Origin of the sequence: Paenibacillus sp. FSL K6-2862 (assembly GCF_038005125.1) — a bacterium.
Classification (GTDB): domain Bacteria; phylum Bacillota; class Bacilli; order Paenibacillales; family Paenibacillaceae; genus Paenibacillus; species Paenibacillus illinoisensis_A.
The window spans coordinates 2,593,512-2,606,737 of sequence record NZ_JBBOSN010000001.1 but is presented as its reverse complement, the minus strand read 5'-3'; the positions used below and the strand labels follow the sequence as shown (position 1 = coordinate 2,606,737).

11 protein-coding genes are annotated in these 13,226 nt (G+C 49.5%); 2 read left to right on the top strand and 9 right to left on the bottom strand.

The window, feature by feature from the left end; translation table 11 throughout:
* A complete protein-coding gene (locus MHB82_RS12135) occupies positions 1-1,647 on the top strand; it encodes an MGH1-like glycoside hydrolase domain-containing protein (protein ID WP_341174756.1) in 1,647 nt (548 codons plus the stop codon).
* Between the two features lie 125 nt (positions 1,648-1,772).
* On the opposite strand, the gene MHB82_RS12130 is transcribed toward MHB82_RS12135, so the two are convergent.
* Complete coding sequence (locus tag MHB82_RS12130; RefSeq protein WP_110822509.1) at positions 1,773-2,117, bottom strand: hypothetical protein; 345 nt, start codon at positions 2,115-2,117, stop codon at positions 1,773-1,775.
* A gap of 121 nt (positions 2,118-2,238) precedes the next feature.
* On the opposite strand from MHB82_RS12130, the gene MHB82_RS12125 reads away from it, so the two are divergent.
* Positions 2,239-2,646 carry a hypothetical protein gene (locus MHB82_RS12125; protein WP_341174755.1) on the top strand — a complete coding sequence of 136 codons (408 nt, stop codon included), beginning with the start codon at positions 2,239-2,241 and terminating at the stop codon, positions 2,644-2,646.
* A 186-nt stretch (positions 2,647-2,832) separates the two neighbouring features.
* Here MHB82_RS12125 and MHB82_RS12120 read toward each other — a convergent pair whose 3' ends face one another.
* From MHB82_RS12120 to MHB82_RS12085, 8 genes are all read right to left on the bottom strand, one after another.
* Positions 2,833-6,006, bottom strand: a complete 3,174-nt coding sequence (locus MHB82_RS12120) for a bifunctional cytochrome P450/NADPH--P450 reductase (protein ID WP_341174754.1) — start codon at positions 6,004-6,006, stop codon at positions 2,833-2,835.
* 364 nt (positions 6,007-6,370) lie between these two features.
* Complete coding sequence (locus tag MHB82_RS12115; protein WP_341174753.1) at positions 6,371-6,928, bottom strand: glutathione peroxidase; 558 nt, start codon at positions 6,926-6,928, stop codon at positions 6,371-6,373.
* 238 nt (positions 6,929-7,166) lie between these two features.
* Entirely contained in the window at positions 7,167-7,892 is a 726-nt protein-coding gene (locus MHB82_RS12110) for a LutC/YkgG family protein (RefSeq protein ID WP_341174752.1), read from the bottom strand.
* Positions 7,882-9,399 (bottom strand): LutB/LldF family L-lactate oxidation iron-sulfur protein, encoded by a 1,518-nt coding sequence (locus MHB82_RS12105; protein WP_341174751.1) that lies wholly within the window; start codon positions 9,397-9,399, stop codon positions 7,882-7,884. Before MHB82_RS12105 ends, MHB82_RS12110 begins: the two co-directional genes overlap by 11 nt.
* Positions 9,396-10,124, bottom strand: coding sequence for a (Fe-S)-binding protein (locus MHB82_RS12100; protein ID WP_095358490.1), 729 nt, complete (start codon positions 10,122-10,124; stop codon positions 9,396-9,398). Before MHB82_RS12100 ends, MHB82_RS12105 begins: the two co-directional genes overlap by 4 nt.
* A 90-nt stretch (positions 10,125-10,214) precedes the next feature.
* On the bottom strand, positions 10,215-10,976 hold the full coding sequence (locus MHB82_RS12095; RefSeq protein ID WP_095358491.1) for a DeoR/GlpR family DNA-binding transcription regulator: 762 nt from the start codon (positions 10,974-10,976) through the stop codon (positions 10,215-10,217).
* Positions 10,977-10,978: 2 nt separating this feature from the next.
* On the bottom strand, positions 10,979-12,472 hold the full coding sequence (locus MHB82_RS12090; RefSeq protein WP_341174750.1) for a rhamnulokinase: 1,494 nt from the start codon (positions 12,470-12,472) through the stop codon (positions 10,979-10,981).
* Positions 12,473-12,674: 202 nt separating this feature from the next.
* Positions 12,675-13,190 (bottom strand): DUF2500 domain-containing protein, encoded by a 516-nt coding sequence (locus MHB82_RS12085; RefSeq protein WP_255247848.1) that lies wholly within the window; start codon positions 13,188-13,190, stop codon positions 12,675-12,677.
* Positions 13,191-13,226 lie beyond the last annotated feature (36 nt).

The window sequence follows — 13,226 nt, the reverse complement described above, 5'->3', positions numbered from 1 at the left end:
ATGGCAGAAGTACTATTGAACCGGCTGCGCCAGATGTCCATTCCAAACCTTGTTCAGCCCAGTAAGCCGGAAGATGCAGCTATCTTGCTAGAATGGCAGGAATCGGGAGTCCGTTTTGCCGCTTCGGGAGGAGGCCTGGAACAGGCTTATTATGCAGCAATAGAGAAGCTGCTGGCCTGTATCGTACCCATGAGAAGCGGAGATCCTGTTCTCCAGGAAGGAGGCATCTATCTCGGCTGCTGGCTGGAGAGCACGGGCACAATTAACGCAGAACTGCTCTCCCGCCTGCTTCCTTCCGTTTCCAGAGCAACCTATCTAAGCTTCGCAGCTCATCAGCGGGAGGATGGATTACTTCCTTACAAACTGACAGAAACTGGTCCCTCCTTCCGTCAGATTCAATTGGTTACTCCGCTTGCACGAAGTGTATGGAATCACTATCAGCTTCATGGTAAGGACCGGAGTTTCCTGAGTACGATGTATACAGCCATGACACGTTATGACGAATGGATTGCGAAGCACCGGGATACCCGGGGAACCGGATGTGTAGAGGCTTTCAGCACATTTGATACCGGACATGATCTATCACCCAGGTTCTGGCATGTGCCCGATACGCCATACCAGAACGATCCAGGTGCCTACCATCCGGACTCTCCAATATTGCCTTTCCTGGCACCCGATTTAACCGCCAATATCTATTGCCAGCGTATGTATTTGTCCCGTATGGCAGAGGAGCTTGGCGAATCGGGTCTGGAATGGAAAGCAAAAGCTGAATTCAGTCTGGAGCGACTCTTTCGCAACTGTTATGACAAAGAAGATCAGTTCTTTTATGATCGTGATCGCAATGACAAGTTTGTTCGAGTTCAATCGGATGTGCTGCTGCGCGTGATGGCCTGTGAGGTGGGTGACCAACATCTGTTTGACCAGCTGCTGCAAAGATATTTGCTCAACACAAGCAAGTTTTTTGCCCGATATCCCTTTACGTCCCTAGCCATGGATGATCCCAGGTTCGACCCTTCATCCACCTATAACAGCTGGGGTGGGCCGTCTAATTTCCTGAGCCTCATTCGGGCTCCCCATGCCTTCGAACATCACCATCGCTATGTGGAATTGACATGGGTGCTGAATCCGATCCTGGCTGTTTTATCCAGAGCGAAGCGTTTTGCTCAAACCCTTAGTCCATGGACCGGTGAAGAAGGCTTCACGGAAACCTACTCCCCGGCTATCCTGTGTCTACTTGATTTTGTGGAAAGGTTATGCGGCATTATGCCTGTCGGTTCAGACCAGCTGTGGTTTACCGGACTTCTTCCCCCAGCCATGGACCATGGCGAAGAAGTTGCCGGGAGTACGGCCTACAGCCGAACGGTTGACGGGCAACCGTTTGAACTGGTGAATACCTCAGATCAGATGATGGTCTATCGAAAAGGCAGCATTCATATTCAGGCTCCGTCTGGTATCCGGGTGATCACCGATCGTGATGGAAGGCTGGAAAGTATCACCGGAATGAGCGTGCGAACGATTGAGGGCGAGCTTACCTATCAGGGGAAATCCCTTCCGATTCAAATTAAAGGAAATGAGATGCAGTGCTTCACTGGGGATGGTTTGCAAACCGTCCGGGATATTGGCATGATCTATCCAAGCTACCAATAGTAAAAAGGCGCAAGTGCGGAGAAGTCTCCATGCACCTGCGCCTTTGCTTATCTAAAGCATGTCCATTACCGCGGAGAGGGTGTCCATTTCTCCCGGTTTATGATGCTATAGCGAAACAGACTCACTTAAGCTTTTCGCTGCCACGACGGGTGGCGATAAAACTCAATCGTATCAATGAAACTTACGTTGTATTCCTGCTCTACTTCCGACAAATTGAACAGTTTGCGGTCAATTTCTTTTAATCCCATGACCACGTCATGCCGCAGCAGGTCCATTGCAATTTTGCCTAGAAACCCGCCCTCGTTCTCCTTGTGCCGATTACGAAACTCTTCATTGTATATGAATTCGGGGGTAAAGGATGACTCCACAAACGCATTGACGAGTGTTAACTCTTTCCCTTCCTTGTGCACCGCAATATAGTAATTTCCGCGGTCATCCTTGACCAAATCTTTACTCAGTTCCACGTTCATTGAAATCACTCCCTATATCTCAAATAATGTGCCAATACGATAAAACATGGGCAGGCAATTGCTCACCACCTGACCTGATCCGTTCATATAGTAGGTATAAACGGAGAACGGAGGATGACTTATGAAGTGGCATCATCTCCATACAGGCAAAACGCTGCAACAGCGTCTGGCGGAGCTGCAGGGACATCTGGCCGAGCTCAATACACCGCGGTCAGGACTTGAACCAGGCCGGATCAAACGGGTGTATTCTCGCCATTTTATCAAAGTAAATCGACAACTGTTTATTCCGCTCAGCCTGTTGTCCATTCGTGTGTTTGATACACCTCAGACACGCCGGGGTGTTCGAGTCGGCATTCGCACCGTGTTCCCATCCAAAAATGCTTTTCGAAATATCCGGCTGGTTGGCGTGGGACTTGATTATCTGGAGCTGCAGGGAACCGGCAAATTCCCTTCCCGCATCCTGTTTCCCCTGAGTCAGATCGAATCCATCCATCGTCCAACAATCAAGAAGAAAAGTCAGACACGTTAATCCGCGCTGTTCCTCTAATCCATACGGCCCATATCATTATAACGCAACCTGCATCGATTTGCCTGCTTAGCGCTTCACGGCAAAAACGGTGAGCACAGAATTTCTCTGTGTCTCACCGCGAAGTTCATTAATTAAAGCTTATCCATGTAATGAACACTGTATTCGACTCTACTTGAGTTATTCTGATTATAGCCCTGTCCATACATCCTTGGCATAACGACCTTCCTGCTGTAAGCGTTCGAGCCATGCATCTGCCTCATCTACAGGCTTGCCACTAATGTCAGTGTATGCCTGTTTGAGTGTTGCCTCCACATCAGGAGCCATCTTGCTGCCGTCTCCGCAAATATACAGATGCCCGCCCTGCTCCAGCAGAGGAATCAGTTTTTCCGCGTCATCCCTCATCAGATGCTGAACATAACATTTATCCTGTCCATCGACTCTGGAAAAGGCTGTGTGAAGCTGGACAAGTCCTTCTTGCTGTGCCGCTTCAAGCTCATTTTTATACAAATAATCATGCTCCGGATTGCGGCATCCAAAGTACAAATGAGCTTCGCCCACGCTCTGTCCTTGTTCCTTCAGAACCCGTCTTGCTTGCAGGAATCCACGGAATGGTGCCACCCCCGTTCCTGGACCCACCATGATAACGGGTACTTCTGCATCAGATGGCAATTCAAACCCGGATTCAGGCGTTCGAACGAACATAACCACCTCTTCACCCGGTTTCAAGTTTGCCAGATAATTGGACGCAATACCTTTATACTCCCCTTGTCCGCTCCAAGCCGGAGCTCGAACCACACTGACCGTAATACTGGCCTGCTCTGGCTGTACCCGAGGAGAACTCGAGATGGAATAATATCTCGCTTTGAGTGAAGGCAGCAGTTCGAGGAAGCGTTCGAACGGCATTTCGCACGCCTCATACTTGACGAGATAATCCAGCATCGATACGCGCTTACCCCGCACTTCTTCCATATATACGGATTCGTCCAGAAGTGCTTCAAGCTCCTTCTTGTGCGGCGGGCATACGGTGTATGCTGCCAGCTCTCTCAGCTGGGCACGTGTTGCTGCCTCCTGCAATTCCACGCTGTGGCTGAGCAAGTCAACCAGATTAACCGGCTGATGCAGTGGCAAGTGCGCAGCGCTTCGACCGGATGCATCCAAAACCAGGTGTTCCGTACCCGTAAAACCATAACGCTTGAGTACACGTTCCACGAGTTCTGGTGGATTTTGCGGGAGAACTCCCAGATGATCGCCTTCCTTGTAAGTCATGCCTTCTGGCAGCTGAATCTCCAGATGACGCGTGCTCCGGAGGCTGCCAGCATCATGAAGTTCCCGATTTTCCAACACGTGAGCCACATGGGCATCGTACGTATCAGCAAGCGGCGTCACCGCATGCCCACTAACAAATTGCACGGACAACGAGCTGCGCTCACTGCCCGAGCTGCTGTTCAGCTTCAATCCCATCGCCTGTGCCAGATCCGGCCACAATTGTTCGCTCCAGTCCTCAACCTGCTTCTCGAAATCTCCGCTGGCATCACTTTCGCCAAGTGGGGACAACCGGGTTGCCCCCTTGGAAGAGAGCTGTTCATCAATCAAACGCGGAATACGCTGATACGTGCTGGCCCAGTTATGATCCCCGCAACCAAGAACTGCAAAGCGTACTCCTTCAAAAGCATTGGCTTCTGCATGCTGAATCCATTCCACAAAATTCTTGGCGTTGCTTGGCGGCTGACCGTTGTAGGATGCACTAACAATAATGACGGCACCTTCCTTCGGCAGGTTGCCTACCCGATTATCCAGTGCCTCTACTTCGCTACGAAAGCCCTGATATCGCGCAGTATCTGCAATCTCACGTGCAATGCCTTCCGCAGTACCCAGGTTGGAACCGTACAGAACAAGCATCGGGGTATGATGGGCATTTGCCGTGTCCAGCTCTTTTCGTTTGACAGTAGGAGCTGGCTCTTCCAACGCTACACCCGGTACAGCCATGACAGGCTGCCCACCACGGGCACGAACACGGATGGTGAAATGGTCCGGCTTAAGCGTCAAGGTCTCTTTCACCTTCAACTGATAATCCGTATGATCAATGAAGTCAAAATGTTTCAAAACCATGCCCAGCACCAGCGTGGCCTCTTGAAGTGCAAATTGCTGCCCAATACACGCCCTCTGACCGTTACCAAAAGGTTTATATGCATCGTGCGGCACCTTGCTTGGATCCTCAAATCGCTCCGGACGGAACTCTTCCACATCGTCGCCCCAGGCATCGCGGTCACGATGCAGCTTGGGAATGAGCACACTAACGCTGTCCCCTTTTTTTAACGGATACTCTCCGGCGAGCACAGTATCTTCTTTGGCGTAGAGGGAGAACGCCGGAGCTGTTGGCCACAGACGAAGTGCTTCGTTCAGTACCATGCGGATATATTTTAGGCTCCGAACCTGATTGTACGTAGGAACCGGATCCTTCAGAATCTGGTCAGCCTCGGCTTGTGCCTTAGCCAGTTTATCCGGATTTTTCATTAAATAATAAATGGCAAAGGATAAAAGTCCGCTCGTTGTCTCATGTCCTGCAATCAAGAACGTAATGATCTGGTAGCGGATATTTTCGTCATCCAGTGTTTCACCCGTCTCCGGGTCCTTACCGCTCAGCATATGGGATAATAGGTCGTCTGCGCCCTCCTGAGGCTGCTCTTTGCGCTCGGCGATAATATGATCGACCAGCGCGAACATGGAGCGAATATCCTGCTCAAATTGTTTCTTTTTGCTAATCATCAATTTGTCCTGAAGACGGAGACGCTGCAGCGAACTCATGGATTCATCCAGAGCGCGTACCATGCTTGTAATAAAGGGGTGAGGTTCTTCCCGATAAAAGCTGTTAAACCGGTAATTGAATCCGCATAACCCGATCGTATCCAGCGTTAGACGTGTCATATCATCGGGTACATTCACCGTTTCATCCGGATTCAGCCGAGACCATTTCTGAACAAGCTGCACGGCCAGATCGATCATTTTATTATGATATCCCTGCATGGCACGCTGACTGAAGCTGGGCAGAAGCACATTATGCGCTTTTTTCCAATTGGGCTCATCCGTCCAGCTTGTAAATAATCCATCTCCAGCAAACGCACGAACTTTCGCAAGCGGTGCCCATACACGCTTATCGAATTTGGATTCATCCGTCACCTCGGCAACCAGCTTATGACCCGAAATGTACAGCTCACTCCGTCCAGGGTATTCCATTCGAAAGATCGGTCCGTATTCCTCAGCAAGCTTAACCAATGATTGCACCGGTTCATCAAAGTTCAATTGTGGCAAGTTACCCAGTGGTCCAAAGGTTTTGGGCTGGGGTACTGACATTGGCGACATCTTCTTCACTCCTATTCCAACTCATATGGTCGACCCGATCATGAATCATGGCTCTGTTAACTTCAGAATTCAAATAAATAGGTATACCATCATTTTCTACAAGTACTCACATTTGATTCAAATCATGATAAAACACAATAGAACCAACTGACCAATTTGGTATATCAGTCATTTTTGAGTAAAAAAAATGAGGTGCTTCGTTATCTTACGTTTACCCTAACATTTCCAGTTCCAATCTTCAACAGTCTCAAAGTCATAGGACCATGGGGTCGCCCCTGCTCATTGGCCTAGGTGGTCTCTAGGCCTGAAACCTATTCAGGCCTTGCCCACTCTTGATTTTTACACGGCAGCTTCACCATGTAAACTAGCGTTGCTCCAGCAGTTCCCTGATTTTCGTTTCCATCATCAAAGGTTCAACTGTCGTTTCATAGCGGTTACTAACCTCGCCATCCGCTCGGACTAAAAACTTGGTAAAATTCCACTTGATCCCGTCCCCGTCATACAATGCAGGATGATTTTCCCTTACAAAATGATCCATCCACCGACCTTCTTCCGTTTCAAGATCATATCCCTGGAATGCAGCCTTTTCGACCAGATGACGAAACAGCGGGTGAATTGTTGTTCCGGTAACCTCGATCTTATCAAACATCGGAAAGGTCACATGAAAATTGCTTTTGCAATATTCGGTGATCTCTGCATTATTACCCGGTTCTTTATGATTGAACTGATTGCAGGGAAACGCCAAAATTTCCAGGCCTTGTTCGCCATACTTGTCATAGAGCTGCTGCAGCTCCGAAAATTGTCTGGAATAGCTGCACTTGCTGGCAGTGTTGACAATGAGCAGGACCTTTCCCTCAAACCTTGATAAATCAGCAATATGTCCATCCTTTGAAGAAACTTGATAAGAATAAATATGTTTCATAGATAGCGCCTCCCATAAGATGTAGACTAAAATAGGTTCTTGACCTAAATTATATCTGCGCTCCTCTTATAGATGAAATATATAAAACATATCAACTTAATAGCTAACATCTATTACACCTCGTGAAAGTATGCAAAAAAAACAACTGACCTGAGCAGAGAAAGGATCTACTCCAATGGACAGTTGCTGTGCTGGGTTATTAGAAAATTGATAAATTCGGAAGATTCAGACGTTCACTTTACCCCATAATCAGGCCGTATACTACACCCGGACCATGTACGCCAATCGTCAGATCGTTTTCGATATCGGAAGACCGGCTGGGACCGGAAATAAAATGAATACCTGCAGGAAGGTTCTCTCTTCCTGCTTCATCAAAACGATTCAGTGTCTCGCCTAAACGGGTATGCAGGCGTTCTACCGGAATGATTATGATTAATACGGTTGGCAGAAGGCTCACAGCACGTCCCTTCTCCGGTGAAGAGAGTACCGTAACTGAACCTGTGTAAGCAGTCGCATAATCCGCCATGACCACCCCAATATCGGCCTCTGCGGCCCGGGCTTTCCAGTTTTCATCCGGCTTGCTGTTCCATACGGAAATCTGCACTTCCGGCAGCTCTGCTTCAAGCTGCAATTCATCCAGATCCTGTTCGTTCTGACGAATCACATACTTTGCTCCCAGTTCATTGGCTTTCGTTGTTATAAAGGTGGATGCTTCCTCCAGATTCTTCACCCGAGCAATGTGAGCACCCACACTCACAAAGTTATCGGTAAATGCCTGTATACGTTTCTCTTCATCCCATTCCAGTTCATTCCAGAATGACGGCGCACCTCGAAAAGGCTGCGTTGGCGCATGATTTTGGCGGGGCCTTCTTAGCTTGGTAGCAATACCGTTCATGAACTTTTCCTGTTTCTCGCGCGACCGCTTCTCCAATTGGTTCAGCCACTGCTGATGCTCAGTGCTCATGTCTGCCGCCTCCTTGCTCCCGTTCTCGCAAAATGTGCTCCATCCGGTTGCGGACGTTGCTATCCATTTCTTTTGGATCTTGATTCAGTTCCTGATCCAGCTTACTCCACTGCTGGCGGAATGAACGTTTGGCCAGGCTCGGTGCAACTCGGTATGTGTTCCAGCCCTTGAGCGGACCAAGCTTGAGGGAGATTCCTTCATTGCGTACAACAGCCTTCTGGCCAAGCTGGCCCAGACGAATAGCAGCACTGAAACGTTTGGAGCTGGACACCACTGCGGCAAATCCCTTCATGCCGACTCCCTCCAGCTTGTTTCCGTGGCCTTCTTCAACCTTGCGTCTGCGTAAATACACGAGCATATCATGTAAAGGTATTTTGACAGGACAGGCCTCATAACAGGCCCCGCACAAACTCGAAGCACTGGCAATGTCGTTCCACTCGTCTATATTTCCATTCAGTGCTGGGGTCAACACCGCGCCAATCGGACCGCTGTAGGTACCACCATAGGCATGACCGCCTATATGACGGTATACCGGACAAGCATTCAGACAGGCTCCGCAGCGTATGCAATTCAGCAGTTCCTGGAACTCAGGATCGCCAAGCTGCAGGGATCTTCCATTATCCACGATAATAATATGCATTTCATCAGGACCATCCCCGTCTGCTGTTCGGCGCGGCCCGGTGATGCCTGACATATACATGGTCAATTTTTGTCCTGTCGCGGAACGCGGCAGCAGCGTGGCCATCACTTCAAGATCGGTCCAGGAAGGAATGATACGCTCCATTCCCATCAAGGTAATTTGTGTCTTCGGTACAGTGGATACCATACGGGCATTGCCTTCATTTTCGAACAGCACCATGGAGCCTGTCTCCGCAATGGCGAAGTTACAGCCCGTCATCCCGATGTCAGCCTCGAGGAATTTTTCGCGCAGCTTTTTGCGTACAAACCCGGCGAGCACGGTTGTATCCGGTTCAAGGGTTTCCCCTGCTTCTTTTGATAATAAATCCGCAATCTGATAACGATTTTTGTGAATCGCCGGAATAACGATATGTGAGGGGGCTTCCCCAGCCAACTGGATGATATATTCACCCAAATCGGTCTCAATAGCTTCAATGCCTGCAGATTCAAGCGCATGGTTCAGATGTACTTCTTCCGACACCATTGATTTGGATTTGACCACGGACGCAGCTTCATTGTGGGCCGCTATATCAAGGGCAATTGCGGCTGCCTCGGCCGATGTATCTGCAAAATGGATATGGACACCGTTAGCACGAGCGTTATTGACGAATTCATTCAGATAATAATCCAGATATGCGATTGTGTGCAGTCGAATCTGGCGGCCCCGTTCCCGCCATTCATCCCAGTTTCCGTGTTCCTCCGAAGCGGATTTCTTTCCGTTCCGCAGACGCTCTGTTGTAAACTTGACGGCTTTGCGCAGAAAATCATCATTGAGCGCGAGTTCCGCACGCTTCTTGACAGACACATCCATTACACCAGGCTGACTCATCCTGTTTGCACCCCCTCATACAGTAATTCCGCCAAATGCATGACACGCACCGGTTCATTCCGGTAACGCAGATTGCCTGCGATATTCATGAGACACGCCATATCCAGTCCAACAAGCACCTCGGCTTCGGTCTCTTTGATATGATCCACTTTCTCGGTAACCATGGCGCCAGATATATCGGACATTTTTACAGCAAACGTTCCCCCGAACCCGCAGCAATCCTCTCCATACGGAAGCGGTACAAATTCCAGCCCTTTCACTGCAGACAACAGCGCCATCGGTTCGTCTTTCACCCCGAGCAGCCTGCTGCCATGGCACGATGGATGGTACGTAACCTTGTGAGGGAAATGTGCGCCCAGATCCGTTATCCCGAGCACCTGCACCAGAAATTGCGTAAATTCATAGGCTTTTGCTTCCAGCCGTTTCGCCTTTTCGAGCCACACCGGATCATCCGCGAACAGCTCGGGATAATGATGAATCATATACGTGCAAGACCCCGAAGGACAGACTACAAAATCGCTGTCGTCAAACGCTTCCAGAATCGTTTTGGCTGCCACTCTCGTCTCATCCCAATACCCGCTATTATAAGAAGGCTGACCACAGCAGGTTTGGACAGGTGGAAATTCCAACCGAACGCCGTGAGCGGCAAGCAGTCTGACCATCGCTTCTCCGACACGCGGGTAGATGGCATCGCTGAGGCAGGTAATGAACAAGGAGACCTTCATAAATACACGCTCCCATAATCAATTAGTAATTGATTTATTGTAGTTAACACTAGGTATCAAGCAGAACGAGCTGACCACGTGCCCATATGCTTATACAGTCGTAATTTGGATGTCATAGTCCTTCAATCGTTTCATGAGATCACCATCCTGCTGCTCATTGAGTATGACCGCATGAACCGCATTCAATCCGGTTACCTTGGCGAACGCTCGCACACCAAACTTGCTGGCATCTGCGAGCAAAATAACCTGGTCGGAGATGCCGACCATTTTTTGTTTCAACCTGGCTTGCAGTTCATTGGATTCGCTAATTCCGCCACCATCCAGATGGACCCCCTTGCAGGACAAGAACAGTTTATCAACGTGATACGTTTCCAGTGAACGTTCAGCGAGCGGCCCGACAAACGATAGCGAACGCTGTGCCAACTGGCCCCCGGTAGAAATCACCTCTATTTTGTCCTTGCTGCTAAGTTCAGTCGCTACCTGAATCGAGTTGGTTAACACCGTCAGCGGAATATCCGGCATGTTCGCAGCCATATAACCTGCAGTGGTGCTGGCATCCAGGAGTATTCGATCCCCGGGGCGAATCATGGCAAGGGCTGCCTGAGCAATTCGCTTCTTCTCTTCCGCATGGGTCGTTTCCCTCACGCGATACGGGATCTCCGGCTGATCATCCTTGATGCTCACAGCACCTCCGTGGGAGCGTTTTAATCGCCCGGCTTGCTCCAGCCGATCCAGATCGCGGCGAATGGTCTCTTCGGTTACCTTACAGCGATCACTTAGCTCGGACACACGCATGCTTCCGCTTTCATTAACCATCTCGACAATCCGATCATACCGCTCCGCAGCCAGCATGGTTACACCTCACTTCCGGCCTGTGATTTCGATGAGTCCGTTAACCTAAGAAATCTGCCGTATGCCTCTTCCCAAATCGATCTGTCTTTCGGTTCATACTCGGTTACCGGGAACGAATCACGAATGACCCTGCGAGCCTCCCAAATGTCTTTGAACGCTCCGCTGGCAATCCATTGGACAGCCATGTTACCAATTGCACTGCCTTCTGCCGGCCCTGCCCATACCGGTCTGCCAATAGAGCTTGCCGTCCACTGGCACAGTAATTGATTCTGGATACCTCCACCGACCATGTGCAATCCATTAAAAGACTGACCCGATAATTGTTCCGTCCATTCCAGTACTCTTCTGTATTTCAGCGCAAGACTTTCCAGGATGGATCTGGCAATAGCTCCTTGGTCCTGTGGTTCCTGCTGTCCCGTATCTCGGCAATACTGGCGAATCCGAATCGTCATGTCACCTGCTGGCATAAACAGATCGTCATCGGGGTCAAACAAGCTTGCAAATGGAGGAGCCGCTTCAGCTTGTTTTAATAATTCAGCGTAACTGATCCCCTTCCCCTGACGCTCCCATTCACGCATGCTCTCCTGCAGGATCCAGAGTCCCATAATGTTCTTCAGCAGACGGAATGTTCCGCCAGCTCCGCCTTCGTTCGTAAAATTCAAGGCCAAACTTTCCGGAGTAATGGCAGGATGATCGATCTCCGTTCCCATCAAGGACCAGGTTCCACAGCTCAAGTAAGCAAACGAACGATCCGTTGCCGGGACAGCGACCACTGCTGAGCCCGTATCATGTTCGGCTACTGCAATAACAGGAACTGCTGATATCCCCAATTCACCGGATATACTGCTGCGGAGTTGACCTACTCGTGTACCCGGCATCACCGCTTCACCAAACAGCTGATCCGAGACCCCGATGTGAGCAAGTAATTCTCCGTCCCACTGCCCGCTCACCGGGTTGTAAAGCTGTGTTGTCGTTGCATTGGTAAACTCATTCACTGCTTCTCCAGTCAAAAAGTACCGAAGCAGATCCGGAATCATAAGAAAACGATCTGCTGCATCAAGCCATGGTGAACCGTTCCGCTGCAGGGTTGCGAGCTGGTAAAGGGTATTAAAACTTAGAAATTGAATACCTGTTCGCTCGAAGATCCGCTGGGAGGTTAACTCCTTGCGAATCTGTTCCATCATGCCGTTGAACTGTCCATCACGATAATGATAGGGGTTACCAAGCAATTCTCCATTGTGGCCCAGAAGTCCAAAGTCAACTCCCCAGGAGTCGATCCCCAAACTGCCTGGTTGCTCTCCCTGCTGCTTGACCAGGTGCAGACCTTGCAGCACTTCATGATGCAAACGCAGAATGTCCCAGTACATTCGCTCGCCTGCTTTGACCGGCTCATTCTTGAATCGATGAACTTCGGTGGCCGTTATTCCGCGGTCATCCAGATGACCCAGCAGCGCCCTACCGCTTCCAGCTCCCAAATCATATGCCAACACGCTCACTGCTCTACACCAACCTTTCTATACAAATGTTGTTTATTCCCTTACTTATTTGTTTGTTTATTTTTGTTTTATACTGTTTAGCTTTATTTCACGAGTATATCACTGATGTAAGCGTTTGAATACCCTGTGTTTTGTTCTTTCCCAACAAAAAAACGACCTGATCCCTTGGATAAGTCGTTCTTCTGGTTCAATTACGTTTGGATTACGTATAAAAGCGGCCATTGCTTACGCCGGACTGGGGCTGCACGTCTCTCTCGAAATGCTTGAACCTTGTGCCCTGATACGTCAGCATGCCTTGGTCATTTTCCACCAGCATGCCGTAGTTGCTTCCGCCGACGTTCAGTTCCACACGTTCTCCGTTATCCAGTTGAAATGTTGCATAGTACCAGGTGGAGGCACTGCTGTCCCCGCTCCCTCCGGTAACTTGGGTTCTCTTCGCCACCACGGTGCAGTGCAGGGTGAGTAGTGTTGCTGCATTATTCGAAGACCATGTTCGAACCCCTGAAATAATGGCGTACACAATCACACATGCAATGATGAGAAATATAGCACCAATAAATATGGATCCGAATGCACTCATGGCCCCAAACTCATTAAATCCCGAAAAAAAACCTCCCTGATTCCCCTCAAATCCCGGCACACTATTCATGTCGTCAAATATACCGAAGCCGTCTGTGGTTAATCTGCCCATCGATGAGGATATGTTGGTCGTTGTCATTCATCATCGTTCCTTTCCGGCTCCAAAATAAGAATG

Bases quoted from the DNA above. Each gene is read 5' to 3' on its own strand.
- MHB82_RS12125 (WP_341174755.1), top strand. From the start codon at position 2,239: ATGAAGTGGCATCATCTCCATACAGGCAAAACGCTGCAACAGCGTCTG.
- MHB82_RS12085 (WP_255247848.1), bottom strand. From the start codon at position 13,190: ATGACAACGACCAACATATCCTCATCGATGGGCAGATTAACCACAGAC.
- MHB82_RS12105 (WP_341174751.1), bottom strand. From the start codon at position 9,399: ATGAGTCAGCCTGGTGTAATGGATGTGTCTGTCAAGAAGCGTGCGGAA.
- MHB82_RS12115 (WP_341174753.1), bottom strand. From the start codon at position 6,928: ATGAAACATATTTATTCTTATCAAGTTTCTTCAAAGGATGGACATATT.
- MHB82_RS12110 (WP_341174752.1), bottom strand. From the start codon at position 7,892: ATGAGCACTGAGCATCAGCAGTGGCTGAACCAATTGGAGAAGCGGTCG.
- MHB82_RS12135 (WP_341174756.1), top strand. From the start codon at position 1: ATGGCAGAAGTACTATTGAACCGGCTGCGCCAGATGTCCATTCCAAAC.
- MHB82_RS12100 (WP_095358490.1), bottom strand. From the start codon at position 10,124: ATGAAGGTCTCCTTGTTCATTACCTGCCTCAGCGATGCCATCTACCCG.
- MHB82_RS12130 (WP_110822509.1), bottom strand. From the start codon at position 2,117: ATGAACGTGGAACTGAGTAAAGATTTGGTCAAGGATGACCGCGGAAAT.
- MHB82_RS12095 (WP_095358491.1), bottom strand. From the start codon at position 10,976: ATGCTGGCTGCGGAGCGGTATGATCGGATTGTCGAGATGGTTAATGAA.
- MHB82_RS12120 (WP_341174754.1), bottom strand. From the start codon at position 6,006: ATGTCGCCAATGTCAGTACCCCAGCCCAAAACCTTTGGACCACTGGGT.